The sequence below is a fragment of the Sphingobium aquiterrae genome, assembly GCF_037154135.1.
GTDB classification, from domain to species: Bacteria; Pseudomonadota; Alphaproteobacteria; order Sphingomonadales; family Sphingomonadaceae; genus Sphingobium; species Sphingobium aquiterrae.
This window is the reverse complement of the sequence record NZ_JBANFL010000009.1, coordinates 130,176-156,269: the sequence shown is the minus strand read 5'-3', so window position 1 is coordinate 156,269 and position 26,094 is coordinate 130,176. Positions and strand designations below refer to the sequence as shown.

Annotated in this window: 26 protein-coding genes; 13 read left to right on the top strand and 13 right to left on the bottom strand. The window is 66.8% G+C overall.

Annotation, left to right across the window (positions count from 1 at the left end):
• Positions 1 to 19: 19 nt before the first annotated feature.
• Positions 20 to 169 carry a hypothetical protein gene (locus WFP78_RS11755; protein WP_336962214.1) on the top strand — a complete coding sequence of 50 codons (150 nt, stop codon included), beginning with the start codon at positions 20 to 22 and terminating at the stop codon, positions 167 to 169.
• A gap of 21 nt (positions 170 to 190) precedes the next feature.
• On the opposite strand, the gene WFP78_RS11750 is transcribed toward WFP78_RS11755, so the two are convergent.
• The gene (locus tag WFP78_RS11750) at positions 191 to 1,972 is read right to left on the bottom strand and encodes an aminopeptidase P family protein (RefSeq protein WP_336962211.1); all 1,782 of its coding nucleotides are present in this window, start codon (positions 1,970 to 1,972) and stop codon (positions 191 to 193) included.
• A gap of 84 nt (positions 1,973 to 2,056) precedes the next feature.
• On the opposite strand from WFP78_RS11750, the gene WFP78_RS11745 reads away from it, so the two are divergent.
• Both WFP78_RS11745 and WFP78_RS11740 read left to right on the top strand, forming a co-directional pair.
• Positions 2,057 to 4,141 carry a S9 family peptidase gene (locus tag WFP78_RS11745; protein ID WP_336962208.1) on the top strand — a complete coding sequence of 695 codons (2,085 nt, stop codon included), beginning with the start codon at positions 2,057 to 2,059 and terminating at the stop codon, positions 4,139 to 4,141.
• Positions 4,142 to 4,182: 41 nt separating this feature from the next.
• Positions 4,183 to 4,578 (top strand): acyl-CoA thioesterase, encoded by a 396-nt coding sequence (locus WFP78_RS11740; protein WP_336962205.1) that lies wholly within the window; start codon positions 4,183 to 4,185, stop codon positions 4,576 to 4,578.
• A gap of 353 nt (positions 4,579 to 4,931) precedes the next feature.
• On the opposite strand, the gene WFP78_RS11735 is transcribed toward WFP78_RS11740, so the two are convergent.
• The 4 genes from WFP78_RS11735 to hemC all read right to left on the bottom strand — a co-directional run bounded on the left by WFP78_RS11735 (position 4,932) and on the right by hemC (position 8,265).
• Complete coding sequence (locus WFP78_RS11735; protein ID WP_336962201.1) at positions 4,932 to 5,642, bottom strand: esterase/lipase family protein; 711 nt, start codon at positions 5,640 to 5,642, stop codon at positions 4,932 to 4,934.
• Positions 5,643 to 5,741: 99 nt separating this feature from the next.
• Positions 5,742 to 6,662, bottom strand: coding sequence for a hypothetical protein (locus WFP78_RS11730; RefSeq protein ID WP_336962198.1), 921 nt, complete (start codon positions 6,660 to 6,662; stop codon positions 5,742 to 5,744).
• Positions 6,659 to 7,321 carry a uroporphyrinogen-III synthase gene (locus WFP78_RS11725; RefSeq protein ID WP_336962196.1) on the bottom strand — a complete coding sequence of 221 codons (663 nt, stop codon included), beginning with the start codon at positions 7,319 to 7,321 and terminating at the stop codon, positions 6,659 to 6,661. Before WFP78_RS11725 ends, WFP78_RS11730 begins: the two co-directional genes overlap by 4 nt.
• An 8-nt stretch (positions 7,322 to 7,329) precedes the next feature.
• Positions 7,330 to 8,265 carry a hydroxymethylbilane synthase gene (gene hemC, locus WFP78_RS11720; protein WP_336962194.1) on the bottom strand — a complete coding sequence of 312 codons (936 nt, stop codon included), beginning with the start codon at positions 8,263 to 8,265 and terminating at the stop codon, positions 7,330 to 7,332.
• A gap of 44 nt (positions 8,266 to 8,309) precedes the next feature.
• Here hemC and tsaD point away from each other — a divergent pair, with 44 nt between their 5' ends.
• From tsaD to WFP78_RS11705, 3 genes are all read left to right on the top strand, one after another.
• Positions 8,310 to 9,344, top strand: coding sequence for a tRNA (adenosine(37)-N6)-threonylcarbamoyltransferase complex transferase subunit TsaD (gene tsaD, locus WFP78_RS11715; RefSeq protein WP_336962190.1), 1,035 nt, complete (start codon positions 8,310 to 8,312; stop codon positions 9,342 to 9,344).
• Positions 9,341 to 10,312, top strand: a complete 972-nt coding sequence (locus tag WFP78_RS11710; protein ID WP_336962187.1) for an NAD(P)H-dependent glycerol-3-phosphate dehydrogenase — start codon at positions 9,341 to 9,343, stop codon at positions 10,310 to 10,312. Before tsaD ends, WFP78_RS11710 begins: the two co-directional genes overlap by 4 nt.
• A gap of 97 nt (positions 10,313 to 10,409) precedes the next feature.
• Entirely contained in the window at positions 10,410 to 11,909 is a 1,500-nt protein-coding gene (locus WFP78_RS11705; RefSeq protein WP_336962183.1) for a lipopolysaccharide biosynthesis protein, read from the top strand.
• 25 nt (positions 11,910 to 11,934) lie between these two features.
• Here WFP78_RS11705 and WFP78_RS11700 read toward each other — a convergent pair whose 3' ends face one another.
• The gene (locus WFP78_RS11700) at positions 11,935 to 12,930 is read right to left on the bottom strand and encodes an adenosine kinase (RefSeq protein WP_336962180.1); all 996 of its coding nucleotides are present in this window, start codon (positions 12,928 to 12,930) and stop codon (positions 11,935 to 11,937) included.
• A gap of 158 nt (positions 12,931 to 13,088) precedes the next feature.
• Here WFP78_RS11700 and WFP78_RS11695 point away from each other — a divergent pair, with 158 nt between their 5' ends.
• Positions 13,089 to 13,784, top strand: coding sequence for an EI24 domain-containing protein (locus WFP78_RS11695; RefSeq protein ID WP_336962360.1), 696 nt, complete (start codon positions 13,089 to 13,091; stop codon positions 13,782 to 13,784).
• Entirely contained in the window at positions 13,777 to 14,178 is a 402-nt protein-coding gene (locus WFP78_RS11690; RefSeq protein ID WP_419722954.1) for a hypothetical protein, read from the top strand. The genes WFP78_RS11695 and WFP78_RS11690 overlap by 8 nt, the downstream gene beginning before the upstream one ends.
• Positions 14,179 to 14,374: 196 nt before the next feature.
• Here WFP78_RS11690 and WFP78_RS11685 read toward each other — a convergent pair whose 3' ends face one another.
• Complete coding sequence (locus tag WFP78_RS11685) at positions 14,375 to 15,595, bottom strand: polyhydroxyalkanoate depolymerase (protein WP_336962354.1); 1,221 nt, start codon at positions 15,593 to 15,595, stop codon at positions 14,375 to 14,377.
• A gap of 143 nt (positions 15,596 to 15,738) precedes the next feature.
• Between WFP78_RS11685 and WFP78_RS11680 the strand changes: the two genes are divergently transcribed.
• From WFP78_RS11680 to WFP78_RS11665, 4 genes are all read left to right on the top strand, one after another.
• The gene (locus WFP78_RS11680; protein WP_336962178.1) at positions 15,739 to 16,395 is read left to right on the top strand and encodes a glutathione S-transferase; all 657 of its coding nucleotides are present in this window, start codon (positions 15,739 to 15,741) and stop codon (positions 16,393 to 16,395) included.
• A 12-nt stretch (positions 16,396 to 16,407) separates the two neighbouring features.
• The gene (locus tag WFP78_RS11675; protein ID WP_336962175.1) at positions 16,408 to 16,698 is read left to right on the top strand and encodes a hypothetical protein; all 291 of its coding nucleotides are present in this window, start codon (positions 16,408 to 16,410) and stop codon (positions 16,696 to 16,698) included.
• Positions 16,699 to 16,848: 150 nt separating this feature from the next.
• Entirely contained in the window at positions 16,849 to 17,364 is a 516-nt protein-coding gene (locus tag WFP78_RS11670) for a hypothetical protein (RefSeq protein WP_336962172.1), read from the top strand.
• Positions 17,333 to 17,515 carry a hypothetical protein gene (locus WFP78_RS11665; RefSeq protein ID WP_336962170.1) on the top strand — a complete coding sequence of 61 codons (183 nt, stop codon included), beginning with the start codon at positions 17,333 to 17,335 and terminating at the stop codon, positions 17,513 to 17,515. The genes WFP78_RS11670 and WFP78_RS11665 overlap by 32 nt, the downstream gene beginning before the upstream one ends.
• Positions 17,516 to 17,576: 61 nt before the next feature.
• Here the strand turns inward: WFP78_RS11665 and WFP78_RS11660 are convergent, their stop codons facing one another.
• From WFP78_RS11660 to WFP78_RS11635, 6 genes are all read right to left on the bottom strand, one after another.
• Positions 17,577 to 19,685: a transglycosylase domain-containing protein gene (locus WFP78_RS11660; RefSeq protein ID WP_336962167.1), complete on the bottom strand. Its 2,109-nt coding sequence runs from the start codon at positions 19,683 to 19,685 to the stop codon at positions 17,577 to 17,579.
• Between the two features lie 147 nt (positions 19,686 to 19,832).
• A complete protein-coding gene (msrB, locus tag WFP78_RS11655; protein WP_336962164.1) occupies positions 19,833 to 20,231 on the bottom strand; it encodes a peptide-methionine (R)-S-oxide reductase MsrB in 399 nt (132 codons plus the stop codon).
• Between the two features lie 55 nt (positions 20,232 to 20,286).
• A complete protein-coding gene (holA, locus tag WFP78_RS11650) occupies positions 20,287 to 21,303 on the bottom strand; it encodes a DNA polymerase III subunit delta (RefSeq protein WP_336962162.1) in 1,017 nt (338 codons plus the stop codon).
• On the bottom strand, positions 21,290 to 21,865 hold the full coding sequence (gene lptE / locus WFP78_RS11645; RefSeq protein WP_336962159.1) for an LPS assembly lipoprotein LptE: 576 nt from the start codon (positions 21,863 to 21,865) through the stop codon (positions 21,290 to 21,292). The genes holA and lptE overlap by 14 nt, the downstream gene beginning before the upstream one ends.
• Before the next feature lie 124 nt (positions 21,866 to 21,989).
• On the bottom strand, positions 21,990 to 24,521 hold the full coding sequence (gene leuS / locus WFP78_RS11640; protein WP_336962156.1) for a leucine--tRNA ligase: 2,532 nt from the start codon (positions 24,519 to 24,521) through the stop codon (positions 21,990 to 21,992).
• Positions 24,522 to 24,612: 91 nt separating this feature from the next.
• Entirely contained in the window at positions 24,613 to 25,068 is a 456-nt protein-coding gene (locus tag WFP78_RS11635; RefSeq protein WP_336962153.1) for a DUF3576 domain-containing protein, read from the bottom strand.
• 189 nt (positions 25,069 to 25,257) lie between these two features.
• Between WFP78_RS11635 and WFP78_RS11630 the strand changes: the two genes are divergently transcribed.
• Positions 25,258 to 25,977 (top strand): hypothetical protein, encoded by a 720-nt coding sequence (locus tag WFP78_RS11630; RefSeq protein WP_336962150.1) that lies wholly within the window; start codon positions 25,258 to 25,260, stop codon positions 25,975 to 25,977.
• Positions 25,978 to 26,094 lie beyond the last annotated feature (117 nt).

The following is a 26,094-nucleotide window of genomic DNA, read 5'->3' as shown; positions in this document are numbered from 1 at the left end:
TTCGCTAAGCATCGCGCGCATGAACGCCGAAGAAGAACGCAAGGCACGGCTGGCGCAGGCGCTGCGGGACAATCTGCGCCGCCGCAAGGCCCAGGCCAGGGAGGAGCAGGCGACGCGCGGCCAGGATATCCCCGCGCCCGATTCGCGGGACGATACGCCCCCCGCCTGATCGCCGCGCGCACCACTGCGTTCAGAGCGGCGCGCAGGCAGCCTTCAGCCACGCCGCCGCTTCGCCTTCCAGTTGCGGGCCGACAATCTCCAGCACCCTGGCATGATAGGCGTCGAGCCAGGCGCGCTCCCCGGCCGACAGCAGCGAAGCGTCGATCACCGCCCGGTCGATCGGCGCGAAGGTCAGCGTTTCGAAGCCCAGCATCGGATGCTCGGCACCCGGCACGTCGCGTTCCTCGACCAGCACCAGATTTTCGATGCGGATGCCATATTCGCCCGCCTTGTAATAGCCGGGCTCGTTGGAGAGGAGCATGCCCGCCTGCAGCGGCTCGTCCCCGCCACCAAAGGCCGCGATCCGCTGCGGCCCTTCATGCACCGACAGGAAGCTGCCGACGCCATGGCCGGTGCCATGGGCATAATCCAGGCCCGCCGCCCAGAGATATTGCCGCGCCAGCACGTCGAGCTGGCCACCGCCCGTCCCGTGCGGGAAGACGGCGCGGGCCAGCGCGATATGGCCCTTGAGCACCAGCGTGAAGCGGGTGCGCATCTCGTCGGTCGGGGCGCCGATGGCGATGGTGCGGGTGACATCGGTCGTGCCGTCCAGATATTGCCCGCCCGAATCGACCAGATAGAGGTTGCCCGGCACGATCGGCAGGCTGCTCTGCTCGTCCACCCGGTAATGCGGCGATGCGCCATTGGGGCCGAAGGCGGAAATGGTGTCGAAGGACAGGTCCTTGAGCGCCCCGGTCTCCTCGCGGAAGCCGCGCAGCACGTCCGTCACGCCAAGTTCCGTCAGCCCGCCCGTGGGCGCTTCCACCGACATCCAGTGCAGGAAACGGCTCAGCGCCGCGCCATCGCGCGCCTGCGCGGCCTTGTGCCCGGCAATCTCCACCGGATTCTTGATCGCCTTGGGCAGCACGGCGGGGTCGCGCAGGGAGAGTATCTTCGCGCCGCCCGCTTCGAGCAGGTTGAAGATCGCGGCCACGGCGCGCTGCGGATCGGCGACCACGGTCTTGCCGCCCAGATCGCTGAGCGCGGCAGGGAAATCCTTGCGGTCATGCACGCGCACGGCATTGCCCAGATGCTGGATCACCGCCTCGTCGATCTTTTCCGGCGCCACATAAAGATCCGCCGTCGCATCGGCATGGACGATGGCATAGGCAAGCGCGACCGGCGTGCGGTCCACATCCTGACCACGGATGTTGAAGGTCCAGGCGATCGAATCGAGGGCGGACAGCACGACCGCGTCCGCCTTCTTCGCCGTCAGCCAGTCCGCCATCTCCTGCCGCTTGGCCGCCGCGCCCTTGCCGGCATGGCGGTCCTCATGCACCACCAGCTTGGCCATGCTGGGCTGGGGCCGGTCGGTCCACACCCGATCGATCGGATTGCTGTCCACCGACACCAGTTCCGCCCCGCGTTCGGCCAGCGCGGCGGTCGCCTGCCCCACCCAGGCGCTGGTGTGCAGCCACGGATCATAGCCGATGCGGCCACCGCCCGGCGCATGCTGGCCCAGCCATTGCGCGACGCTGGTCTGCGGCACGCTTTCATATTGCCAATGGGCGCCGTCCACCTGCTCGCGCACCTGCAGCGTATAGCGGCCGTCGACAAAGATCGCGGCCTCCTGCGGCAGCACCACGGCGCTGCCGGCCGAGCCCTGGAAACCCGTCAGCCAGGCCAGGCGCTGGGCGTAGGCGCCCACATATTCGCTCATATGTTCGTCGGTCAGCGGGACGACGAAACCATCAAGCCGGTCTTCCTTCAACTGCGCGCGCAGTGCGGCCAGACGGGCTTCATAGGTGGACATGCGGTAATCCTTGTTTCAACAGTGTTGCGCACAACATAAGCACGGCCCGTTAACGGCGCCACACCCTTCCGATGGATTTCCCCGATGATACTGACAGATAACGCCCCCGTCGCCGAGCAGCGCCCCCATATCCTGTCCGCCCATGGTCATGACGTGAGCGATCCCTGGGCCTGGCTGCGCGATCCGGGCTATCCCCAAGTCACCGATACGAGCGTGCTTGCCTATCTGAAGGCGGAAAATGACTGGTTCGAGGCGGCGATGGCGCCGCATGCGCCGCTGGTCGAGACGCTGTTCCAGGAAATGAAGGGCCGGATCAAGGAAGACGACCGGTCCGTGCCGCAGAAGGATGGCGACTATGTCTATTGGCGCGCATTCGAAACGGGCGGGCAATATCGCAAATGGTATCGCCGGCCGGTCGCGGCAGGCGACGACGCCGCGCAGGACCAGTTGATCCTGGACGAGCCGGCGCTGGCGGAGGGGCATGACTATTTCCGCCTGGGCGCCATGTCGGTGAGCCCGGACGGCAAGCTGCTCGCCTTTGCCGTCGATACCGACGGGTCGGAACGCTTCGAGGCGAAGATCAAGGATCTGACGACCGGCGAGCTGCTGCCGGAGGTGATCCCCGGCACCCTTTCCGCTTTGGTGTGGACCAGCGACAACAAGGGGCTGCTCTACAGCCTCGCCAATGAGAACTGGCGGACGGACAATGCCCGGCTGCATCGGCTGGGCACGCCGATCACCGACGATGTCGAGCTGTTCCACGAGGATGACGAGGGTTTCCGGGTCTCGCTCGGCCTCACCTCATCGGAAAAATGGATCGTCATCGGCACCGGCGATCATGTGACCAGCGAAGCCTGGCTGATCCCCGCCGACGACCCCACCGCCACGCCCCGCCTCGTTTCCGCGCGCCAGCCGGGCCGCGAATATGATGTCGATGAGCATGAAGGCACGCTCTACATCCGCACCAACGACACCCATCCCAATTTCCGGCTGGTGAAGGCAGCGATGGAGACGCCCGACCAGTGGGAAGAGGTGATCGCGGCCTCCGCCCATTTCTACCTGACCGATTTCACCCTGTTCAAGCGCTTCTATGTGACCGAGGGGCGCGAGGACGGGCTCGACCAGATCGAATTGCGCGATTACGCGACGCACAGCGCCGCCCGCATCCCCTTACCCGAGGCAAGCTATTCCGCGTCGCTGGACGACAATCCCGAATATGACATGACGACGCTGCGCATCGGCTATGAATCGATGGTCACGCCCGACACCATTTTTGATTATCATCTGGACGAGACCTTCAAGGCCGGCCGCCTTGAAGTGTTGAAGGTGCAGGAAATCCCCTCGGGCTATGACGCGTCGCTTTATGCCACCGAACGCCTGCTGATCCCGGCGCGGGACGGCACCCCGGTGCCGGTCTCCATCGTCTACCCCAGGGATTTTCCGCGCGACGGCAGCGGGCCGCTGCATCTTTACGGCTATGGCGCCTATGGCATCGCGATGGAGCCGGGCTTTTCCACCAGCCGGCTGTCGCTGCTCGACCGGGGCTTTGCCTTCGCGCTGGCGCATATCCGGGGTGGCGACGATCTGGGCCAGCAATGGTATCTGGACGGCAAGCTGGACAAGCGTATCAACACCTTCAACGATTTCGTCGATGTGGCGAAGGGGCTGGTCGAACGCGGCTATACCAGCGCTGGCAGGATCAGCATTTCGGGCGGCTCGGCCGGCGGCGAGCTGATGGGCGCGGTGATCAATTCCAACCCCGAACTGTGGGGCGCGGTGGTCGCGCATGTGCCCTTTGTCGATGTGCTCAACACCATGATGGACGCCTCGCTGCCGCTGACGCCGGGCGAATGGCCCGAATGGGGCAATCCCATAGAGGACAAGGATGCGTTCGAGACGATCCTGTCCTACTGCCCCTATAATAATGTGAAGGCGCAGGCCTATCCGCCGCTGCTGGTGACGGCTGGCCTCAACGATCCGCGCGTCACCTATTGGGAACCGGCCAAATGGGTCGCCAGGCTGCGCGCGACGAAGACGGACAATAATGTGCTGCTGCTCAAGACCAATATGGGCGCGGGCCATGGCGGCAAATCCGGCCGGTTCGACAGCCTGCGCGAGGGGGCGGAGGAATTCGCCTTCATGCTCTGGCAGCTGGGCATAGCGGGCTGAGGCAGCGACGAAGCAGAGGCGAGGCCGCGACAGGACCGATCATGCCCACACCCTTCACCACCCGGATCACCGCCGCGCCGGAGGACATTGACGAACTGGGCCACGTCAACAATGCCGTGTGGGTCCGCTGGATTCAGGAGGTCGCGACGCGGCACTGGATGGCCGTGGCCGATCCGGCACATGTCGCGGCCTATCTCTGGGTCGTGACCCGGCACGAGATCGACTATCGCGGCAATGTCGGGCCGGGCGAGACGGTGACGGCGCGCACCTGGGTCGGGCCAGCACCGCGCGGCGCGCGCTTCGACCGGCTGATGGAATTCACCGGCGCGGACGGCAAGGTGAAGGTCGCGGCGAAATCCACCTGGGCGCTGATCGATCGGGAGACGGGCCGGCTATTGCGCATCCCGCCGGAGGTCGCCGCGCCGTTTCTGGCGTGATGCGCATCCTCACCCACCCGTCATCTCCGCGCAGGCGGAAATCCATCTCCCACGGCAAGCGCCTGGTATGATGGGAACGAAAGTCATGCCATCATAAGGTCGTCACCCTGAACTTGGTTCAGGGTCCATCTATCCCCATATTCCGCGCTACCCGGAGGCACGATATGCAGCCGAGTCACGGGCCTCAGCTGCACTGAAACGCGTTCAGCATGACAATCTTTATGTGACGAATTTCTGTTCCAGATGATTAGGTGAATGGTCAGGAGATGGGTTCCCGCCTGCGCGGGAATGACAATGAGGGGAAACAGGCGCGAAGCCCCTCGCCCCGATCTCCACCACCACAATCGCTGCGATCAGCCCGCGATCAGGCTCGCCACGGTCCGGATCGCCTTGGGCGAGGCGACGAACGCCATGTGGCTGCAATCCAGCTCCATCGCCCGGTCGCGCTCATGCCGGCGCCCTCGCGCGGAAAGCGGCGCGACCACGCCATCGCGGGCCGACCAGCAGGCAATGGTCTCGACCGGCGGCTTTTCGCCAAGAACGCAATCGATCGGCGGGCAATCGACCGGATGGCCGGCAATCCGTTCATAGGTGCGCCAGGCGTTGTTCGCGCGCGGATCGCCCGAAAAGGGGCTGCCCAGGGTGATGACGCGGGCGATGCGCTGCGGCTGCCTTTTCGCATATTCGCGCGCGATCAGCCCGCCCAAGCTCCAGCCGATCAGCGTTACCGGCTCTTCCAGTTCCAGCGAATCGATCTGCGCGTCCAGCCGGTCCAGCAAGCGGGCATCGACGCCCAGATTGCGGCCAAGCCCCCAGCCATGCACGGCAAAACCGGCTTGCCCAAGCGAACGACGCATCCGCGCGGTCGTGCTGTCCGAAGCCATGAAGCCGGGAATCACGACGACGGGAGCCGAGCGTTTCGCTGCCGGCAGCGGCACCGCCCTGCCGAACGCCGCCATATAGCGGGTATAGGCAAAGGCCCCCAGTTCGCGCGCGAGCAGCGATGCCGGCGGCGGCGCTGAGGAAATAGGCGCGCGAAGCGGAAGGGCGGAGGCAGTGGCCATGCCGCGACTATAACCGCAAAACGCATTTATGAAAGATTTATGGCGATTACATTTCCGTCATGAGACAGCCTGTCGGCTCATCATGGGCTCACTGGCGGCTCAGGGGGCGAGCGGCGACGTCTGCGTCACCACCGCGCCGGTTCCGGTGCGGATTTGCCGCGGTTCCAGGATTGCCGCGGTCTCGATCAGGTCGAGCGCGCGCCGCGCCTCGCGATAACGGCGCGCCATCTGCAGCCAGCGGTCGGCGGCGGCATGGCCGGGCATCCGCTCCACCTCCGTCAGCGCCGCGTCGACACGGCCCGATTCGATCAGGCGACGCGCCCGCTGATAGGCCTGATCGGACACCGGCGAGGGCGATGTCGTGCGGCGGATGGTGACAAGGCCATCCACTTCCCGCACCAGCGCCGACCACCAGTCCGTCTGCGGCGAGACCGACAGGTCCGGCGCGATTTCGGCGAGATCGGCTTGCAGATCGACCAGCGTCACCGGCTCCCGCGAGGCATTGATGATGGTGGCGACGGCGCGCGGCTGCGCCTGGCCGAAGCGCAGGCGGATCTGCCCCTCGATATAGCCCAGCGGCTGGCCGTTATCGAGCGCGCGGCGCGCGGCAAAGGCGACCAGCAGCCCTTCGGCGCGCGCGGCGTTGCCCGATGCGGCCTGCGCCTCCACATTGATACGGGTAAGGCGGTCGTCCAGTTCGGCCGCGCGCAATTCCAGCAGGTCGAGGCTGGTGGCGTTGAGCGGCCGTTGCGCGGCGGCCTGCCGCGTATCGACCATCGGCAAGGCGCCCGGCTGGGTCACTTGCGGCGACCACCATTGCCGGATTTTCGGCAGTGCCAGCACCGTCACCGCCACGCCCGCGGCAAAACCCAGCAGCAGCAGGATCGCCAGCAGCGGGCCACGGGACCGGCGGCGCGCCGGCAGGGCGGCAGGCGGGGCGACGGGCATGGTCACGCTCTCTCCGATTGGCTGTTGGCCGTCCATCGCGCTCCCACGATCTGTCGTTTCGACCGATGTCATTCGCATAATCCTGCGGCAAGGGCCAGCATCGCATTATCGTCCGGGCTGACGGCCGCGTGGGCCGAGGCCCAACCGTCCCCGGCTTCGGCAAGCGCGGCCGGGCTGATCGCCACCACATGCCGCCCGGCGCGGGCGGCAGGCGGGATCAGCGCCGCCAGCCGCCGCCCCGCGCGCGGCGAATGGACGAGCAGGATGGTGCCGGGCGGGCTCGCCTGCGCCAGTCCCTGCGCATCGCCACTGTCCACCGCCGCATAGAGGGGAATGGAGGTCACGCGCAGCGCGCCGGGATCGAAGGGACGGATATTGTGCCCCGACAAGTGCAGCACCGCGCGATGCCCCGCCTGCGCCAGCGCATCGACCACGGCCTGCACGCCGGCGGTGCCGACATGCGCGACGGCGAACCCCGCTTCGCGCGCAACCCGGGCGGTGGCGGCACCGACGGCGAAGGCGGGCAGATGCGTGTACCGGCCAAGCTGTGGCCCGCCATGGCGCAGGGCGTTGGCGCTGGTGATCATCACGGCGTCGACCAGATGCGGTTCCGGCCCGGTCCAGGGCAGGGCGGCAATGTGGAACAGCGGATAGCAGGCCACGTCGAGCCCGCGCGCATGGGCGGCGGCGGCGCTCGCCTCATTGCCCGGCGCCGGACGCAGGACGAGCAACGGCCCGCTCATGCAAACAGCGCGCGCAGGGCCGGGCCGGCACGATCCAGCAGGTCGCGGCCAAGCGCCGCCGGCGCCTCATGATCGCCGCGCGCGAATCGCGCTTCGCCCATGACATGCTCGGCGCCGTCCTCGCTCAGGATTTCCGCGCGCAGATGGATGCCCTCGCCCGCGATCACCGCCAGCGCCGCGATCGGCGAATGGCAGGTGCCGCCCAGCGCCAGCAGCAACGCCCGCTCCGCCATCACGCAATCGAAGGTATCGCTATGGGAAATGGCGGCAAGCAGCGCGCGCACCGCGTCATTGCCGGCCAGCGCCTCGATCCCCACCGCGCCCTGCGCCGGCGCCGGCAGCATGGTGTCGATGGGGATGGCCGCGCCCAGATCGCCTTGCCCCAGCCGGTCGAGCCCGGCAGCCGCGAGCAGCGTCGCATCGGCCTCCCCCGCGTCCAGCTTGGCAAGGCGCGTGGCGACATTGCCGCGGAACAGCACGATCCGCGCATCGGGCCGCGCCCGGCGCACCTGCGCGGAGCGGCGCGGCGAGCTGGTGCCGACGATGGCGCCCGGCGGCAGCGCGGCCAGGCTATCCGCCCCCATCAGTCGGTCGCGCACATCGGCGCGCGGCAGCATCGCGGCGATGGCGATGGCCTCCGGGCGGATCGTCTCCACATCCTTCATGGAATGGACGGCGAAGTCGATCTCGCCGTCCTGCAGCGCCCGGTCCAGCTCCTTGGTCCACAGCGCCTTGCCGCCGATATCGGCGAGCGCGCGGTCCTGAATGCGGTCGCCGCTGGTCTTCACGGTGACGATGCGGATGGCGCCCTCATCCCAGCCATGGGCCGCGCGCAGGGCGGCGGCGACCATATCGGCCTGCGCCAGCGCCAGCGGCGAACCGCGCGTGCCGAGATTGAGGGGGGCGGGCGGAGAAGAGGGCTGATCGGACATATCCCGCTTTTCTCTAGAGACCATGGCGACTAGAGGGAAGCGCAATGACCATCATCCTCGGCCTGGAATCGAGCTGCGACGAAACGGCAGCGGCGCTGGTGACGGGCGAAGGCAAGATCCTCGCCCATCGCCTGGCCACGCAGGAGGCCGAGCACAAGCCCTATGGCGGCGTGGTGCCGGAGATCGCGGCGCGCGCGCATGTGGAGGCGCTGACCCCGCTGATCGAAGGCGCTTTCGCCGATGCCGGGCTGACCCTGGCCGATGTCGATGCCATCGCCGCGACGGCGGGGCCGGGGCTGATCGGCGGCGTGATGGTGGGCCTCGTCACCGGCAAGGCGCTGGCCCATGCGGCGGGCAAGCCGCTGGTCGCGGTCAATCATCTGGAGGGCCATGCGCTCTCCCCCCGCCTTGCCGACCCGTCGCTGCGCTTCCCCTATCTGCTGCTGCTGGTTTCCGGCGGCCATTGCCAGCTGCTGCTGGTGCGCGGCGTGGGCGATTATGCACGCCTTGCCACCACCATAGACGATGCGGCCGGCGAAGCCTTCGACAAGACGGCGAAGCTGCTGGGCCTTGGCTATCCCGGCGGCCCGGCGGTGGAACGCGCGGCGGCGGGCGGCAATCCGAAGGCCGTGCCCCTGCCCCGACCGCTGCTGGGTACGGACGAGCCGCATTTTTCCTTCGCCGGCCTCAAGAGCGCGGTGATGCGCGCGGCGCAATCCGGCAAATACAGCGTCGAGGATATCGCCGCGAGCTTCCAGCAGGCGGTGATCGATTGCCTGGTCGACCGCAGCCGGCGGCAGATCATCACGAGCGAGGGCGTCACCGCCTTTGTCGTGGCGGGCGGCGTGGCGGCAAATAATGCGATCCGTGGCGCATTGGAAGCGCTGGCGGCCGCGCATGGCCTGCCCTTCGTCGCGCCGCCGCTGTGGCTGTGTACGGATAACGGCGCGATGATCGCATGGGCCGGGGCGGAACGCTTTGCGCTGGGCATGACGGACGGGCTGGACGTGCCGGCGCGGCCGCGCTGGCCGCTCGACCCCTTGGCGGAAAAGGCGCGCGGCGCGGGGGTGAAGGCATGAAGATAGGCGTATTGGGCGCGGGCGCCTGGGGCACGGCACTGGCACAGGTCGCGGCATCCGGCGGCGAAGCCGTGCTGCTGTGGGCCTATGAGCCGGAGGTGGTGGCGCAGGTCAACGCCGCCCACCGCAATCCGCTCTATCTGGACGGCGTGACGCTGGCGCCCAGCCTGTCCGCAACCGGCGACATGGCCGACCTGGCCGGCTGCGACGCGCTGCTGGTCGTCACCCCGGCGCAGCATCTGCGCGGCATCATCGCCAACGCCCCCGCCGGCATTCCACTGATCCTGTGCGCCAAGGGCATAGAGGCGGGCACCGGCCTGCTGATGTCGCAGGTGGCGCAGCAGGTGCGGCCCGGCTCGCCCATCGCCGTGCTTTCCGGCCCCTCCTTCGCGCATGAAGTGGCGCGCGGCCTGCCCTGCGCGCTGACGCTCGCCTGCGGCGACCCCGATCTGGGCACGCGCATCGCCGCCCGGCTCGCCCGCCCGGCCTTTCGCCTGTATCTGTCGGACGATGTGATCGGCGCGGAGATCGGCGGCGCGGTGAAAAATGTGCTCGCCATCGGCTGCGGCGTGGCGGAGGGGGCGGGGCTGGGCCTCAACGCCCGCGCCGCGCTCATCAGCCGGGGCTTTGCCGAAATGACGCGTTTCGGGCTGGCGCGCGGCGGCCGGGCGGAAACGCTGGCGGGCCTCGCCGGGCTGGGCGATCTGGTGCTCACCTGCTCCTCCACCGATTCGCGCAATTTCTCGCTGGGCAAGGCGCTGGGGCAGGGCGTGCCGGCAACGGAACTGCTCGCGAACCGCCGCACCGTGGCCGAAGGCGCCTTTACGGCGCCGGTATTGCGTGACGCGGCACGCACGGCAGGGGTCGACATGCCTATCGTAGAGGCTGTATGCGCGCTGCTCGACGGGAAGGCTCCGGTCGGCGCCATCGTCGAGGCGCTGCTCGCCCGCCCCCTGCGCGCTGAATAATCCTTTCGCGTTCGGGTAATTTTCCCATAGCATTCACCCGAGACGAAACGCAGGGCAGAGGACGCATTTGGCGACAGACGCAACTTCCGGCCCGAACATGGGCATAACGCCCGTTGATTCGGCGCGGGATGATGAAGACATCGCCGCGCTCGCCAAGGGCGGGCGGACCAATATCTTCGGCTTTCTGCTGCGCTTGGCCGCGCGCCTGCCCTTCCTGTTCATCGCCGGGCGCCTTTATGGTCCCGACGTGCTGGGCCGCTTCGCCTATGCGATCCTGGTGGTGGAATTTGCCGCGCAGCTTGCCACGCTGGGCCTGAAGCGCGGCCTTGCCGGCGAACTTTCCCGCACCGATCGCCCCCATGCCCATGTCGTCACCGACGCGATGCTGGTGACGCTGATCGCGGCGGTGGCGGCCGCGCTGATCCTGATGGCGGTGCCGCAGGCGATGTTCCCCAATAGCGGCCTCAACGGGCTGGACAGGCTGCTGCCGCTCATCATCATTGCGGTGGCCGGGTCCGACGTGGCGCTCGCCGCCTGCGCCTATCGCTTCGACATCGGCGCGACGGTGCGGGCGCGGTCGATCATCGAACCCTGGGCGATCAGCATCGGTGCCTTCGCCTTCTATTTCTATTCGACGCGGGATGGGCTGATCCTGTCCTATGTCCTCTCGATGATCGCCGCGTTCGTCGCCTCGATCGTGCCGATGAGCCGCCATTACGGCATCCCCGCCGGCTGGCGCCCCTCCCCCATGCGGCTGTGGCGGATCGCGCGGCACAACCTGCCGCTGGCCGCCGCCGATGCGGTGGAATGGGGATCGCGCCGGCTCGACATGGCCATATTGGGCCTGTTTTCCGCGCCCTTCGTCGTCGGCATCTATTATGTCGCGCAGCAGGTCGCCTCGCTGCCGCAAAAGCTCAAGACCAGCTTCGACCCCATCCTGGGGCCGGTGATCACCCGCAACCTGTCCGAAGGCAATCTGGCCGGCATCGCGCGGCAGGTGAGCCAGGTCGGCTTCTGGATCATCGCGGCGCAGGCCGGCATCGCGCTTGCGCTGGGCCTGCCGGGCGAGGCGGTGATGGGGCTGGTCGGGCGGGAATTTGTCGGCGGCACCGGGGCGCTCGCCTTCCTGCTCGCCGCCGAAGTGGTGGCGGCGACCGCCGTGGTCAGCGAATCGGCGCTGGTCTACATGGCGCGCATGCGCAACCTGATGATCTCGCTGGGCATGATCGCGTTGCAGGCCGCGCTCAGCTTCGCGCTCATCATGGGCGCGCGCCGGCTGCAGCTTGGCCCGCTTGTCGTGGCGGCGGCCCCGGCGCTGGCGCTCTGCCTGGCGCTGGGCGTCGGATCGCTGGTGAAGGCCCGGCTGCTCTCCAGCCTGCTGCACGCGCCGGTCAATGCCTGGCGCTGGGCGTTGCTATGGGCGGCGGCGGTGGGCGCGCTGATCGGCGCAGCCTTTGTCGCGCTGCCCCCGCATTTCGAATGGGTGGAACTGGTTTTCGGCGTGCCAGCGATCCTGCTCGGCTATGGCTTCGTCATCTGGCGGCGGGGCTTCGGGCCGGACGACCGGGCGCTCTTCCGTCGCGCCCGATCGGCCTGACCGCCCGGCCCGCGCCGCATAACGGTCAGGCGAAGAGCTTCGCCTTCATCAGCGTCAGGTCCGCTTCCGGCCGCGCGCCATAGTGGGAGATGACCTCCGCCGCCGCCGCCGCGCCCAGCGTCAGGCAATCGGCCGGGTCGCGCCCCTCGATCAGCGCGGCCAGGAAACCGGCGGCGAACAGGTCGCCCGCGCCCGTGGTGTCGACAATCCGTTCGACCGGCGCGGCGGGCACTTCGTAACGCTGGCCATCGACAATCGCGACCGCGCCCTTTTCGCTGCGGGTCGACACCAGCACCGGCACCTTGCCGGCCAATGCCGCGAGCGCGGTTTCAAAATCGTCCTGCTCCGTCAGCGATGCGATCTCGCCCTCGTTGGAGAACAGGATGTCGATCATCCCCTGATCGATCAGGGCCATGAAGTCGGCGCGATGGCGGTCGATGACGAAGGTGTCGGACAGGGTGAAGGCGACCTTGCGGCCCGCCTCCCGCGCCATGGCGATGGCCGATCGCATCGCGGCGCGCGGCTCCTGCGGGTCCCACAGATAGCCTTCCAGATAGAGGATGCCGGCCGACCGGATGAGATCGCCGTCGAGCGCCGCTGCGGGCAGGAACTGCGAGGCGCCCAGGAAGGTGTTCATCGTGCGCTGCGCATCGGGCGTCACCAGGATGAGGCAGCGGGCCGTCGGCGGCTCGCTCTCACGCGCGGGCGTATCGAAATGGATGCCGAGCGCGCGGATGTCATGCGCGAAGACGGCACCCAGCTGATCGTCGCGCACCTGGCCGATGAAGCCGCAGCGCGCGCCCAGCATGGCGATGCCCGCCAGCGTATTGGCGGCCGAACCGCCGCTGATCTCCACCGCCGCGCCCATGTCCGCATAGAGCAGCTCGGCCATGTCGGTGTCGATCAGCTGCATGCCGCCCTTGGTGAGCGCGTGGCTGGCGAGCAGCGCATCGTCTGCGCGGGCGATGACGTCGACGATCGCATTGCCGATGGCGACGATGTCGAGGCTGGGCTGGGTCATGCGGGTTCCTGATATTCGGGTGGAAGAGCGCCCGGCTGGACAAGCGGGCAACGGGTTCTGGCTCCCCGCATAAATGCCCGATGCGCCAGAGGCAACCACGGGCAAGCCGGCGGGCGCGGCGATTGACGGCGGCAGCCGCGCCGGGGATAAGCATGGGCATGATCGTCCAGGCGCTGTGGCGGGCTCTGCCCCAGATCTTTCACCCAGCCGCCCGCGCGGTCCTCATCAGATCGCTGGCGCTGACATTGCTGGTCTTTGCCGGCGCGGGCGTGCTGGCGTGGCTGGGCCTGCGCGCCTTCTTCGCCTGGATCGGCTGGGGCGGGGATGGCAGCAGCCTTGCGCAGGCGGCGGGCGCCGCCGCCATCGCGATCCTCGTCGGCTGGCTGCTGTTCCGCGCGGTCGCGACCGTCATCGTCGGGCTGTTTTCCGATGCGGTGGTGGTGGCCGTGGAACGGGAAAGCTATCCCGATGCCGCGCGCACCGCCCGGCCGGTGACGATGGCGGCGGGCATCGCGCTGGCCCTGCGGTCGCTGGGGCGCAACCTCGGCTGGAACCTCATCGCCCTGCCCTTCTACATCGCGTTGCTGGTGACGGGCATCGGCACCATGCTGCTGTTCCTGGCGGTCAATGCGCATGTCGCCGGGCGCGACCTGGCCGACATGGTCGAGAGCCGCCATCCGGACCTGCACCCCATCCCGCAACGGACCCGCTGGCTGATGGGCCTCGTTTCGGCGCTGCTGTTCCTGATACCCGTCGTCAACCTGCTTGCGCCGATCTGGAGCGCGGCTATGGCCGTGCATGTGCTGCACGGCCGCGACCGGCGGCGGACGGAGGGAGAGCGGACCCATGGCTGAACGCGCGATGTGGAGGATGGCTGCGGCCTGCCGGCGGGTGCCCGGCCTTGCCGCCGCGATGGCGCTTTCCGCCTGCGCTGCCGTGCCCCAGGCGGGCCCAGCCATCGCGCCCCCACCCCCGCCGCCGATGCCGAGCGCGGGCAGCTATGGCAAGGCGCCCGAACTGATCGGCCTTACCGCCCGCGCCCTCACCACCATGTTCGGCGCGCCCCGGCTCGACATCCGCGAACAGACGATGCGCAAGCTGCAATTTTCCAACGGCCGCTGCGTGCTGGACGCCTATCTCTATCCACAAGGGAAGAAGGAGCCGGTCGTCGCCCATGTCGACAGCCGGTTGCCCAATGGCACCGACACGGACGCACGCGCCTGCGCGGCGGCATTGAGGGTCAAATAGCCCGCGTTCCTGTGAGGGAAACGAAATTCATGCCATCGGAAGGCGTGTCACCCTGAACTTGGTTCAGGGTCCATTGCTCCCCGCATCCTGAGTCACCCGGAGACGCAATGTGCAGCAGGACAATCCCTATGTAACGCATTACACTTCCGGATAACGGACCGGAAGCAGCATTTCACACCCAAGCTCACGCCCCGCGTCAGGCCATCGCCAGCACCATGTTACGCACCTGCGGATAGACCTGCTTTTCCCATTTGCTGCCGGCAAAGATGCCATAATGGCCCACGCCCGGCTGCAGATGATGGCGCTTGAGATGCGGCCGCAGGCTGGAGCAGAGCAGATGCGCCGCAGAGGTCTGCCCCACGGCGCAGATATCGTCCCGCTCGCCCTCGACGGTGAGCAGGGCGGTGCGGTGGATCGCCTCCGGACGCACCGGCCGCCCGCGATGGGTAAGCTCGCCCGCAGCAAGGGCGGCGCGCTGGAACACCAGGTCCACCGTTTCCAGATAATATTCCGCCGGCATGTCGAGCACAGCGAAATATTCGTCGTAGAAGTCGCGGATTCGGGTCGCTTCCATCGGCTCGCCATCGGCCAGATGCTGGTAGAGCTTGCGATATTGCGCGCCATGCCGCTCAAGGTTCATCGACATGAAGGCGACAAGCTGCAGGAAGCCGGGATAGACCCGCCGCCCGCCGCCCTTGTGCCGCCACGGCACCCGCGAAATCAGCTTCTTCTCGAACCAGTCGAGCGACTTGCTGGTCGCCAGTTCGTTGACGACGGTGGGCGACACGCGGGTATCGACCGGCCCGCCCATCAGCGTCATCGTGCGCGGCTGGCTGGGGTCGTTGTCCTCCGCCATCAGCGCCACGGCGGCGAGCGCGGGCACGCAGGGCTGGCACACCGCCAGGATGTTGGCGCGCGGCCCCAGATCCTGGATGAAGTGGATCACATAATCCACATAGTCCTCGAAACCGAAGCGCCCCGCCGAAAGCGGCACGTCCCGCGCATTCTTCCAGTCGGTGATATAGACATCATGGTCGCGCAGCAGCACATGCACCGTATCGCGCAACAAGGTCGCGAAATGGCCGGAAAGGGGCGCGATGACCAGCATCCTGGGCTGCGGCGCGCCCACATCGTCCTTGGCGAAATGCAGCAGGTTGCCGAAGGGCAATTGCGTGACCACTTCCTCGCGCACGCCGACCATCGCATTGCCCGACTGGACCTGCGTGATATCATAGGACGGCCGGTCATGGGTGAAACGGGCGGACAAAAGCATCTCCGCCAGCGCGAATCCACGCCGCGCCATCGGCCCCTGCCCCAGCGTTCCCCAACGGTCGCGCCATGACAGTGAAAGTTGCGCGGCCATGCGGAGCGGCGTCATCGCATCCGTAAAAGCCTGATATCCCTGATACAAAACCATATCCCCCACGCGACCATCGGGCATCCTCCTGCTTCCCGGGAAGGTTGGCCCTTTTCCTTTGCCATCATTTGTGCATCTATGCTGCGTTGCATCATGACCGAAAGCAAGCATGATCGTCGTGCAGGTCGGGAGCGGGGGACATTATGGCCAAGGCGCAACTTACGCTCTCCAGCAAGAATTATTCCTCCTGGTCCCTTCGCGGATGGCTGCTCTGCAAGCTGGCGGGGCTGGAAGTCGAGGAGCAGATCATCAGCATGGACGATCCGGCGAACCGCGCCGAATTGCTGCTGCTGTCCCCCTCGGTGCTGGTGCCGCGCCTCACGCATGAAGGCGCGAGCGTGTGGGACACGCTGGCCATCGCCGAATATCTCAACGAGCTGTACCCCGATGCCGGCATGTATCCGGCCGACCGCATCACCCGCGCGCATTGCCGCTCGATTTCCGGCGAAATCCATTCCGGCTTCACCAACCTGCGCTCGGCGCTGCCGATGAACCTGCAGGTCCGGCATGAGACCTTCCCGATCTTTTCCGGCGCCAAGCCCGATATCGAGCGGGTCGAGACGATCTGGCAGGAATGCCTGACGCGCTACGGCGGCCCCTTCCTGTTCGGCGCGACCCCCACGGTCGCCGACGCGATGTTCGCCCCCGTCGCCACCCGCTTCCTCACCTACGCCGTGCCGATGTCGGACAAGAGCGCCGCCTATTGCGACACGATCATGGCCTGGGCGCCGATGATCGAATGGCTGGAAGCGGCCAGGGCCGAGCCGGTGGAGATGATCGAGCTTGAGGTGGAGTTTTAGGGGGGTGTCGGCTTGCCGGGTCATCGCTTCGATACCGTCGGCGTCGCCTCGCTGATCGATGGCGTCGGGTTCGGGCCCCTCATCGCCGACAAGGCCTTCGACAGCAACACCATCGTCGCCAATCTCGACCATCGCGGCGCGCAGATCGTTATCTCGCAGCACCCCGCCGGGCCAAGCCGATCCCGCTCGATGCCGAGATGTACAAATAGCGACATCTCATCGAAAACTTCTTCTGCAAACTCAAAGAGTTCAAACGCATTGCCATGCGCGCCTGCAAAATCGATCAGAGCTTCGAGGCAATGATCTACCTCACTGCCGCCGTCATCAACTCACGATGAATCCCCACAGGCCTTAGAGTATGATAAGAGCATGAGCCGTCGTCTTTAACACCATCCCAAACCGAAGTTGAAGTTGATGTCACTATGGCGCCCCCAGTTTGAAGCAGCCCTGAATATGCTGGCGCAGATCAGTTCGGCAATGGACGCACATGGCCACAGGCCGCCCATTCTCGTCGGTGGCGGTGCTGTTGAGCTCTACACACAAGGGGTGTTGAATACCGGCGATTTCGATCTGGTTTCATCACAGCAAACAATGCTGGAGACGATAATGGCCCAGCACGGTTTTGTCCGGCCAAAGGGAGCAGGTCTCTCCTTGCGAGGCTGGATTCATCCCGACCTCAAGCTCGGCTTTGAGGTGGTCGGCAGTCGGTTGCTTGACGGCTTGGCAGACAATGATCTCCTGCGGGTGATCGAGATAGGCGACCATGGCTCCGTGGCCGTCATCTCCGTCGAAGATTTGATTGCGGATCGCATGGGACAATTCGCGTCGGGCTCAGCGAACGAAATGCTTGACCAGGCAAAGGCGCTGTTCAAGCTTTCTAAAGGACTGGATCGTGACTATATGGATCGCAGGATTCGTGAAGAGACGGCGCAAGATTATGGCGTTCAAGACCTTGAAGACGAAGCGTGAGGCTATCAGCCTCGCAGCGCTGGGCGAAGAAATCGCGGCGCGGCGCATCGTCGTGGGTGAAGTCAGCGTGCCCAGGAATGCTGGAACACGCCGCACCGCCTCCAAGACGGCGCTCCTTGAGCAAATCTCCAAGATAGGCGGCAACTGGTAGTCGTCGTCCAATCGTCTGCCCTCCACCCATTTCGCCATCCCCGCCACTCCACACCCCAGCCCTAATTCCCCTGATCCCCCTCCCGAGGACGGGTGCGGGGTTGTGTCGGGCGCTGGCCCTGTTGCTGGCGGTCGCGGCCCAGCACATTGTCGATCCACTGCTGGTCGATCCGGGGCGGTGCTTCCAGGGCCGGCTGGGTCGGGCCGGCGGCGGGGGGTGGGGCGTCTTCGTCCTGCTGATCCTGCGGCTGGGCGCGGCCTTCGATCGGCATGCCGTTCTCGTCCACGAACTGGCCGTTGTCGGGCTGGCCGTAATAGCTCTCCGCATCCGGCTCCAGCTGCCATTCGGGCAATGTCACCTGGGTTTCGAACTGCTCGACGGGGCGTTTGGCCACCGCAACCTTCATAAACTGGGCAAAGGCCTGCGCCGGGGCGCGGCCGCCCTGCAGCCCGCCGACAGCGCGCGCATCGTCGCGGCCCATCCACACGCCCGTCGTGATGCCGCTGGAAAAGCCCATGAACCAGCCATCCTTGTTGCTGCTGGTCGTGCCGGTCTTGCCCGCCACCGGGCGGCCGATCTGCGCGGCCTTGCCGGTGCCGATGGAGACGCCCGTCTGCATGAGGTCGGTCATCCCCGCCGCGACCCAGGGCGCCACGAGCACGCGGCTGGTGTCATCCTCATGGCGGTAGAGTTCGCGCCCGTCGGCGGTGGTGACGCGGGTGATGCCATAGGGCGCCACCGCAATGCCCTTGCGCGCGACCGAGGCATAGGCGCGCGTCATGTCGATCAGGCGCACGTCGGACGTGCCGAGCACCATGGAGGGATGGGTGTTGATCGGCGTCGAGATGCCGAAGCGCCGGGCCATGTCGGCGATGGTGGGAAAGCCCACCTCCACGCCCAGCTTCGCCGCGACGGTGTTGATCGAATAGGCAAAGGCGGTGCGGACGTCGATATTGCCCGAATAGCGGCCGGAACTGTTGCGCGGCTGCCAGCCATTGATGTTCACCGGCTCGTCCGTCACCGCGGTGTCGGGCGTGTAGCCCGCCTCCAGCGCCGCCATATAGACGAACAGTTTCCAGGCAGAGCCCGGCTGGCGCACCGCCTGCGTCGCGCGGTTGTAGTTCGAACCCACATAATCGAGCCCGCCCACCATCGCGCGCACCGCGCCGTCACGGTCCAGCGCGACCAGCGCGCCTTGCGTGCCCCTGGGCACATTGGCCTGGATGGCGGAGGTCGCCGCGCTCTGCATGCCAAGGTCGATGGTGGTCCACACCTCCAGCGGCTCGGTCTTTTCATCCACCAGCAGGTCGAGCTGCGGCAGCGCCCAGTCGGTGAAATAGCGCACGCTGTTCTGCGGCGGCTCGGGCGCCATCTTCACCGATGCCAGATCGGCGTCCTGCAGCTGCTGGCTGGTGATCGTGCCATTTTCGCGCATGACGTTGAGCACCACGCCCGCGCGGCCGATGGCGGCCTCCGCGTCGGCGGTGGGGGAATAGCTGGAGGGCGCCTTCACCAGACCGGCGATGATCGCCGATTCGGCCAGGCTCAGATGCGTCGCATCATGGCCGAAGAATTTGCGGCTGGCCGCATCAATGCCATAGGCGCCGCCGCCGAAATAGACCTTGTTCAGGTACAGCTCCAATATCTGCTGCTTGCTGAACTTGCGCTCCAGCGCCAGCGCCAGGATCATCTCCCGCGCCTTGCGGCCGAAACTATAGCTGTTGTTGAGGAAGATGTTGCGCGTCACCTGCTGGGTGATGGTGGAGGCGCCCTGCAAACGGCGCCCCTGCCCGCGCCGGTCGAAGGCCAGCCAGGCGGCACGCGCCAGACCAATGGGGTCGACGCCGGGGTGATGGTAGAAACGCTTGTCCTCCACGGAGACCATCGCCTCCGCCATCACCGGCGGAATATCGCGAAAGGAAAGCCAGCGGCCAAAGCTCGGCCCCAGCGACACGATGACGCTGCCGTCGGCCGCATGCACGCGGATCATCTGGCCATTGGGCGAGGATTTGAGCGATTCAAAGCTGGGCAGCGATTGCATCGCCACCACCACGGCGATCGCCAGCGCGATGAGAGCGCCAACCGCCGCCAGCGCGCCGGCCTTTACCGCCCGGATCGCCCACAGCCTTGCGCGCCCGCGCTCCTTAGTGCTCTTGCCCGCTCGTGCCATGATCTGCCGCTCCGGATACGCGCTTGCCCTGCGCCATACAAGCGGGGCGGTATGAGCCGATCGACAATTTATGTCTGCTGAACGCCGGCCATGTCGCCGGGTGGGGGACGGACATCGTCAGCATGCGGCCGGGCAATGTGCCGACAATCAATCCTCGTGCGGCTTGAAATCGAGCGAGGCGCTGTTCATGCAGTAGCGCAGGCCCGTGACGCCCGGTCCATCCGGGAACACATGGCCCAGATGCCCTTCGCATGTGGCGCAGCGCACTTCGGTGCGGACCATGCCATGGCTGGAGTCGCGCAGCTCCTCCACCGCGTCCGCATCGACCGGCGCGGTGAAACTCGGCCAGCCCGAGCCGCTGTCATATTTTTCCTGCGCGTCGAACAGTTCGGCACCGCAGCCGGCGCAATAATAGACGCCGTCCTTCTTGTTGGCATTATATGCGCCGGTGAAGGCCCGCTCCGTGCCGCCTTCGCGCAGGATGTGATAACGCTCCGGCCCGAGTTTCTCGCGCCATTCCGCTTCGGTCAGGTTCAGCTTTTCCATGGGGCGAATATGGGGAAAGGCGCGGGGCGGATCAATCCCGCAACTGACACGCAACTCAGCGTTCCCGTGCCGCCTGCCGGGCGATGGCCAGCAGTTCGTGCGCGACCAGCACGTCGGCGGCGCCCCGCCCCGACCGGCTGGCCCGCTCCGCCGCGCCAAGCCGGGCGATGACGCGGGCGATGCCGGCGCAATCCCATAGCCGCACCTGCCGCTGCACCGCTTTCTCGTCCTTCCAGAACACCGCCTTGCCCGCGGCCTTCACCGCTTCGTCCACCCGGCCACTGCGGTCGAAATCGGCGCGGATGCCGGCGATCAGCATGGCGCGGTTCTGCAACGGGCGCAGCACGGCCGCCAGATTCGATCCCGCGCGGACCATTTCCCGGTTCATCGTTCGCAGATCGCCGCCCAGCACGGCATTCACCAGCGCGCCGCCATCCTCGTCCACGCTGTCGGCGGAGAGCGCGTTCAGCACTTCGGCCGTGGCTTCCGCCGGCCGGTCGGGCGCCGCATCGAGATAGAGCGCCACCTTCTCGATCTCGCCCGCCATCAACGCGCGGTCGCCGCCGGCCAGCGCCGTGATGCGCCGGGCAAGGTCGGGCGAAAGGCGCAGGCCACGGTCGCGGGCGATGCCTATGGCGATCTGCTCGGCGTCGCGGCCCTCGGGCACATAGCTGATGCAGGCCATGACCGCCTTGTTCTCAAGGCACAGCTTCACCAGTTTCGACGTGCCCTTGAGCGCGCCGGCCACCGCCACGACGGGGTTGCCGGCCTGCGACGCCTGCATCAGCGCCTCGACCGCCGGCACGATCTCGTCGCCCGCGGGCATCACGCGAATCCAGCGCTTGTCGCCGAACATGGAAAGCGCGGCGGCTTCGTCGGCAAGGCGGGCGGGATCGCCCTTCAGCGTCGATGCATCCAGATCGATCCGCTCGGCGTCCGGCCCCATGGCCCGCTCCAGCCGCTTCGCCAGCGCGGCGCTGCCCGATTCGTCCGGGCCATAGAGCAGGAACAGGCGGATGTCGGCGGGCGGCGCATCCAGCGCCCGCTCGATCTGGCCCTTATTGGCCTTCACGGGGCAGGGCGGCGGGAGTCGGCGCCGAAGATGAGGCTGGTGCCGGAAGAGGGGCGGGGGAAGGAGGGGCTGCAGCCTCGCCCTTGCTGGCGAACAAGGCGAGGCGGCCGATGATCTGGTCGGCCACGATGCCCGACAGGCGCTCCATCGCGGTGTCTTCCGCCGCGATGGTCGCATATTCGCTGCTGACGACGTCGATGCCCGCATCGGAGCCGGCCGTATCGTCCACCATCTGCACGCCGGTCGCGCCGTCGAACAGCTGGTAGCGGGCGCGCAGGGTCCGCCGCTCCCGCGTGATCGCATCGTCCGCGCGCACGCCGAAGCCCTGGATATTGTCATCCAGCTTCACGACCAGCCGATAGCGCGGCCCGTTCCCGCCCTTGGGCAGCTTGTCGACCAGCGCATTGCGCACCAACCAGCCGGCCTTCCCCTCGATCGGCGCAACCTCGACATTGGAGAGCGAGCGGGCGACCGGCCCGCTGCTGCCGCCGCTATAGACGGGCCGCAGGCCACAGGCGGAGAGCAATGCCGTGACGGCGAGAAGGGGCAGCAAACGCTTCATGGACCAACCTTTAGCCGTTCGCCCCCAGCTTGTCGAAGGGGCCGTTCTTCCTTGACATGCCGTTCTTCCTTGACGTGAAGGACAATGCCTCGACAGGCCCGGCCCGAACGGATGGCATTCGGGTTCAGATGACCAGATTGACCAGCCGGTCGGGCACGACAATCACTTTCTTCGGGCTCGCGCCATCCAGCGTGCGGGCGACATTGGGCGCGGCCAGCGCCAGACGCTCCAGCTCGTCCTTCGGCGTCCCCTTGGGCACGGTGATGGTGTCGCGCAGCTTGCCCATCACCTGGCAGGCGATGGTCACTTCGTCATCGACCAGCAGCGCCGGATCGACCGGCGGCCAGGCCGCATCGGCGATCAGGCCCTCGCAGCCATTGTCCGCGCTCATGTCCGCCCAGGCTTCCTCGGCCAGATGCGGCGTCATCGGCGCCACCAGCAGGGCGAGCGCGCGGATGGCGGCACTGCGCGAGGCGGAGGGCGCGGCCTTTTCGATGGCGTTGGTGAGTTCGTAGATCTTCGCCACCGCCTTGTTGAAGGACAATGCCTCGATATCCCTGGCCACGCCGTCGATCGTCTGGTGTAGCTTGCGGTCCAAAGCCTTGTCTTCGCCTTGCGCCCCGGAATCGATCTGGCCGAAGAGCCGCCACAAGCGATTGACGAAGCGCCATGAGCCCTCGATGCCGCTTTCCGTCCAGGGCAGGTCGCGCTCCGGCGGGCTGTCGGACAGCATGAACCAGCGCACCGCGTCCGCGCCATATTGGCCGATGATGTCATCGGGATCGACGACATTCTTCTTGGACTTGGACATCTTCTCGACGCGGCCGATCGTCACCGGCGCGCCGGTTTCGACCATGACAACGCTCTCGCCGCGCCGCTCGACATCCTGCGGGGCAAGCCATGCGCCCTCGGGCGACTTGTAGGTCTCGTGCGTCACCATGCCCTGGGTGAACAGGCCGGTGAACGGCTCGGCAAAACCGATCTGGCCCATATGCTGCAGCGCGCGGGTCCAGAAACGGGCATAGAGCAGATGCAGGATCGCATGTTCGACCCCGCCGATATACTGGCCGACGGGCAGCCACTTCTCCACCGTCGCGCGGTCGAAAGGCTTGTCCTTGGGCTGGCTGGCGAAGCGGATGAAATACCAGCTCGAATCGGCGAAGGTGTCGAGCGTGTCGGTCTCGCGCACGGCGGGCTTGCCGCAGGCCGGGCAATCGACATGCTTCCATGTCGGGTGCCGGTCCAGCGGGTTGCCGGGGATGTCGAAGCCGACGTCCTCGGGCAGTATCACGGGCAGCTGGTCCTTGGGCACGCCCACCGGGCCGCAGCTTTCGCAATGGATGACCGGGATCGGCGTGCCCCAATAACGCTGGCGCGACACGCCCCAGTCGCGCAGCCGCCAGACGGTGGTGCCGGTGCCCCAGCCTTCCGCCTCGGCGCGCTTGATGACCTCGGCCTTCGCCTCTTCCACGGCCATGCCGTCAAGGAAGCGGGAGTTCACCAGCTTGCCGGGGCCGGTATAGGCCTCGTCATGGATGGGCGCCTGTTCGTCGCCTTCAGGCGCGACCACGCGCTCGACGGCCAGCAGATATTTGCGCGCGAAATCCAGGTCGCGCTGGTCGTGCGCGGGCACGCCCATCACGGCGCCGGTGCCATAGTCCATCAGCACGAAATTCGCGACGAACAGCGGCAGCCTGCAATCGGGCAGGAAGGGATGGATCACCGACAGGCCGGTGTCATAGCCCTTCTTCTCCTGCGTCTCCACCTCGGCCGCGGCGGTGCCGGTCTGGCGGCATTCATCGGCAAAGGCGGCGAGCGCGGTATCCTTTTCGGCCAGCGCCAGCGCGATCGGGTGATCGGCGGCGATGGCGGCAAAGCTCGCGCCGAAGATCGTGTCCGGGCGGGTGGAGAACACCTCCAGCCGGTCGATGTCGCCCACGGCGCGGTCCAGCGCGAAGCCGAACTGCAGGCCGACCGACTTGCCGATCCAGTTTTCCTGCATCAGCTTGACCTTTTCGGGCCAGTGATCGAGCGTTTTCAGCCCGTCCAGCAGGTCGTCGGCAAATTGGGTGATCTTGAGGAACCACTGGGAAAGCTTGCGCTTTTCCACCGGCGCGCCGGAGCGCCAGCCCTTGCCGTCGATCACCTGCTCATTGGCGAGCACGGTCATGTCGACCGGGTCCCAGTTGACCGCCGATTCCTTGCGATAGACAAGGCCCGCTTCCAGCATGTCCAGGAACAACGCCTGTTCATGGCCGTAATAATCGGGCTCGCAGGTGGCGAGTTCGCGGCTCCAGTCCAGCGCGAAGCCCAGCTTCTTGAGCTGCGCGCGCATGGTGGCGATGTTCTGGCGCGTCCAGTCGCCCGGATGCACCTTCTTCTCCATCGCGGCATTTTCAGCCGGCATGCCGAAGGCGTCCCAGCCCATGGGGTGCAGCACTTCATGGCCGGTCATCCGGCGGAAGCGGGCCAGCACGTCGCCCATGGAATAGTTGCGGACATGGCCGATATGGATACGCCCGGAAGGATAGGGGAACATCTCCAGCACATAGGAACGCGGCTTGTCGGCGTCGTCGGACGCGCGAAAGCTCTGCCGCTCGTCCCACACCGCCTGCCAGCGCGCGTCGGCCTCAAACGGATTGAACCGCCTTTGCATCAATTACTCCTTGCGGGGGCGCGGGCGGCGGCTCTGGCCGGCGCCCGCCGGGTCGATCCTGGCCGTTGCCAATCCCAACCGTTGCCAGGTCTCAGCCGTTAATGGCCATGCGGCGCAGGTCGCGCGCCTTGGTGAGGATGATTTCCTCCAGCTTCTGCACCGTCGCGGCCTGTACCGGCGCGTCGATCCACTGCCCGCCCTGCATCACCTGGCGGCTGGCGGCGACGCGCACGGCGTCCGCGCGCAGATCCTGGTCCAGGATGGATACCGTCAGCTTCATCCGCTCGGACGGGCTCTGCGGATTGGCATACCAGTCGGTCACGATCACGCCGCCGTTCGAATCCGTCTGCAGCAGCGGCATGAACGACAGGGTTTCAAGGCTCGCCTGCCACAGATAGCTGTTGACGCCGATGGTCGTCACCTTCGACGCGGCAAGGTCGGCCTTGGGGCGGTCCTTCGTGCCGCCGCCACAGGCAGCGAGCGGCAACAGCGCCGCAGCGGCGACGAGGGTGAAGGAAAAGCGGCGAATGGGGGGCCGGCGGGTCATCTGGGCACTTCCTTGCAGGCAGCGGGCAATCCCGGCATCTATAGTGACGCAGCGCCAATCGGCAAGCCCGCGATTCTGTGTGTTCCGTGCAACAGCTGTACACAAAAGCCAGGGCCGCACTAGCCAATGGCGGTTTTGCAATGTTATGGCGTTGTAACGTTTGAAGTTGGGGCAATTGAGTCGAGTCCGATGCGCGTAAAAAGGGGATATCTGGCTTCGGGAGCCGTGGCGATTGCCGCGATGGCTGTCGCCTTGTCTCCCGCCATGGGCGCGGCCGGCGCGATGATGGCCGCGCGCAGCGATCTGCCCGTGTCCCTCGCCCGCCTCGGCAGCATCGGCTCCTTCACCCCGATCACCCGGGATCAGCGCCTTGCCGCCGCCTATGAAAAGGCTGTGCTGAGCGGCGCGCGCAAGAGCTTCCGCTTCACGCCGACCAGCGGATCGATGAGCGGCCGCCGCTCCATCACCGTGCTGGTGCGCGCGGGCGACAATGGCGACCGGGCCGATCGCTCGGTGCCGGGCGTGTCGATCACGCCGGTGGCCTTCAACCTCGACCTGTCGCGTGGCTGGCGCAAGTTCGCCTTGCCAGAATCGGTCGGCAAGCGCGACCTCGACGAAGCGCCCGTCGTGACGCTTTCGGGCAATGCGCGCAGCTTCACGCTCGATACGGTGAAGAAGAGCCGGTTCAGCACCAATGTCCTGGTCGATGCCAAGCATGATGCCGGCACCGGCGTGACGCTGGGCACCGAAAAACCCTATTCGCTTGACGTGGCCAGTTCCTATTCGCTGACCCGCAACGTCAATGTGACGGCGGGCGTCCGCTATCGCGGCTCCATGCGCCTTGCCCCGATGACCGACGACCGGCAGGACAGCCAGGCCGTCTATCTGGGGACGGTCTTCAAGTTCTGATCCGGGCTGCGGCCCATGCTGACGTGAAGAGGCGTTGAGCCTGCTTCCGGTCAATGGTGTCCGTTCGCAATTGTCACGCGCGAAAGCGGATTGCGATCCGATTGCGTCGGATCAAAC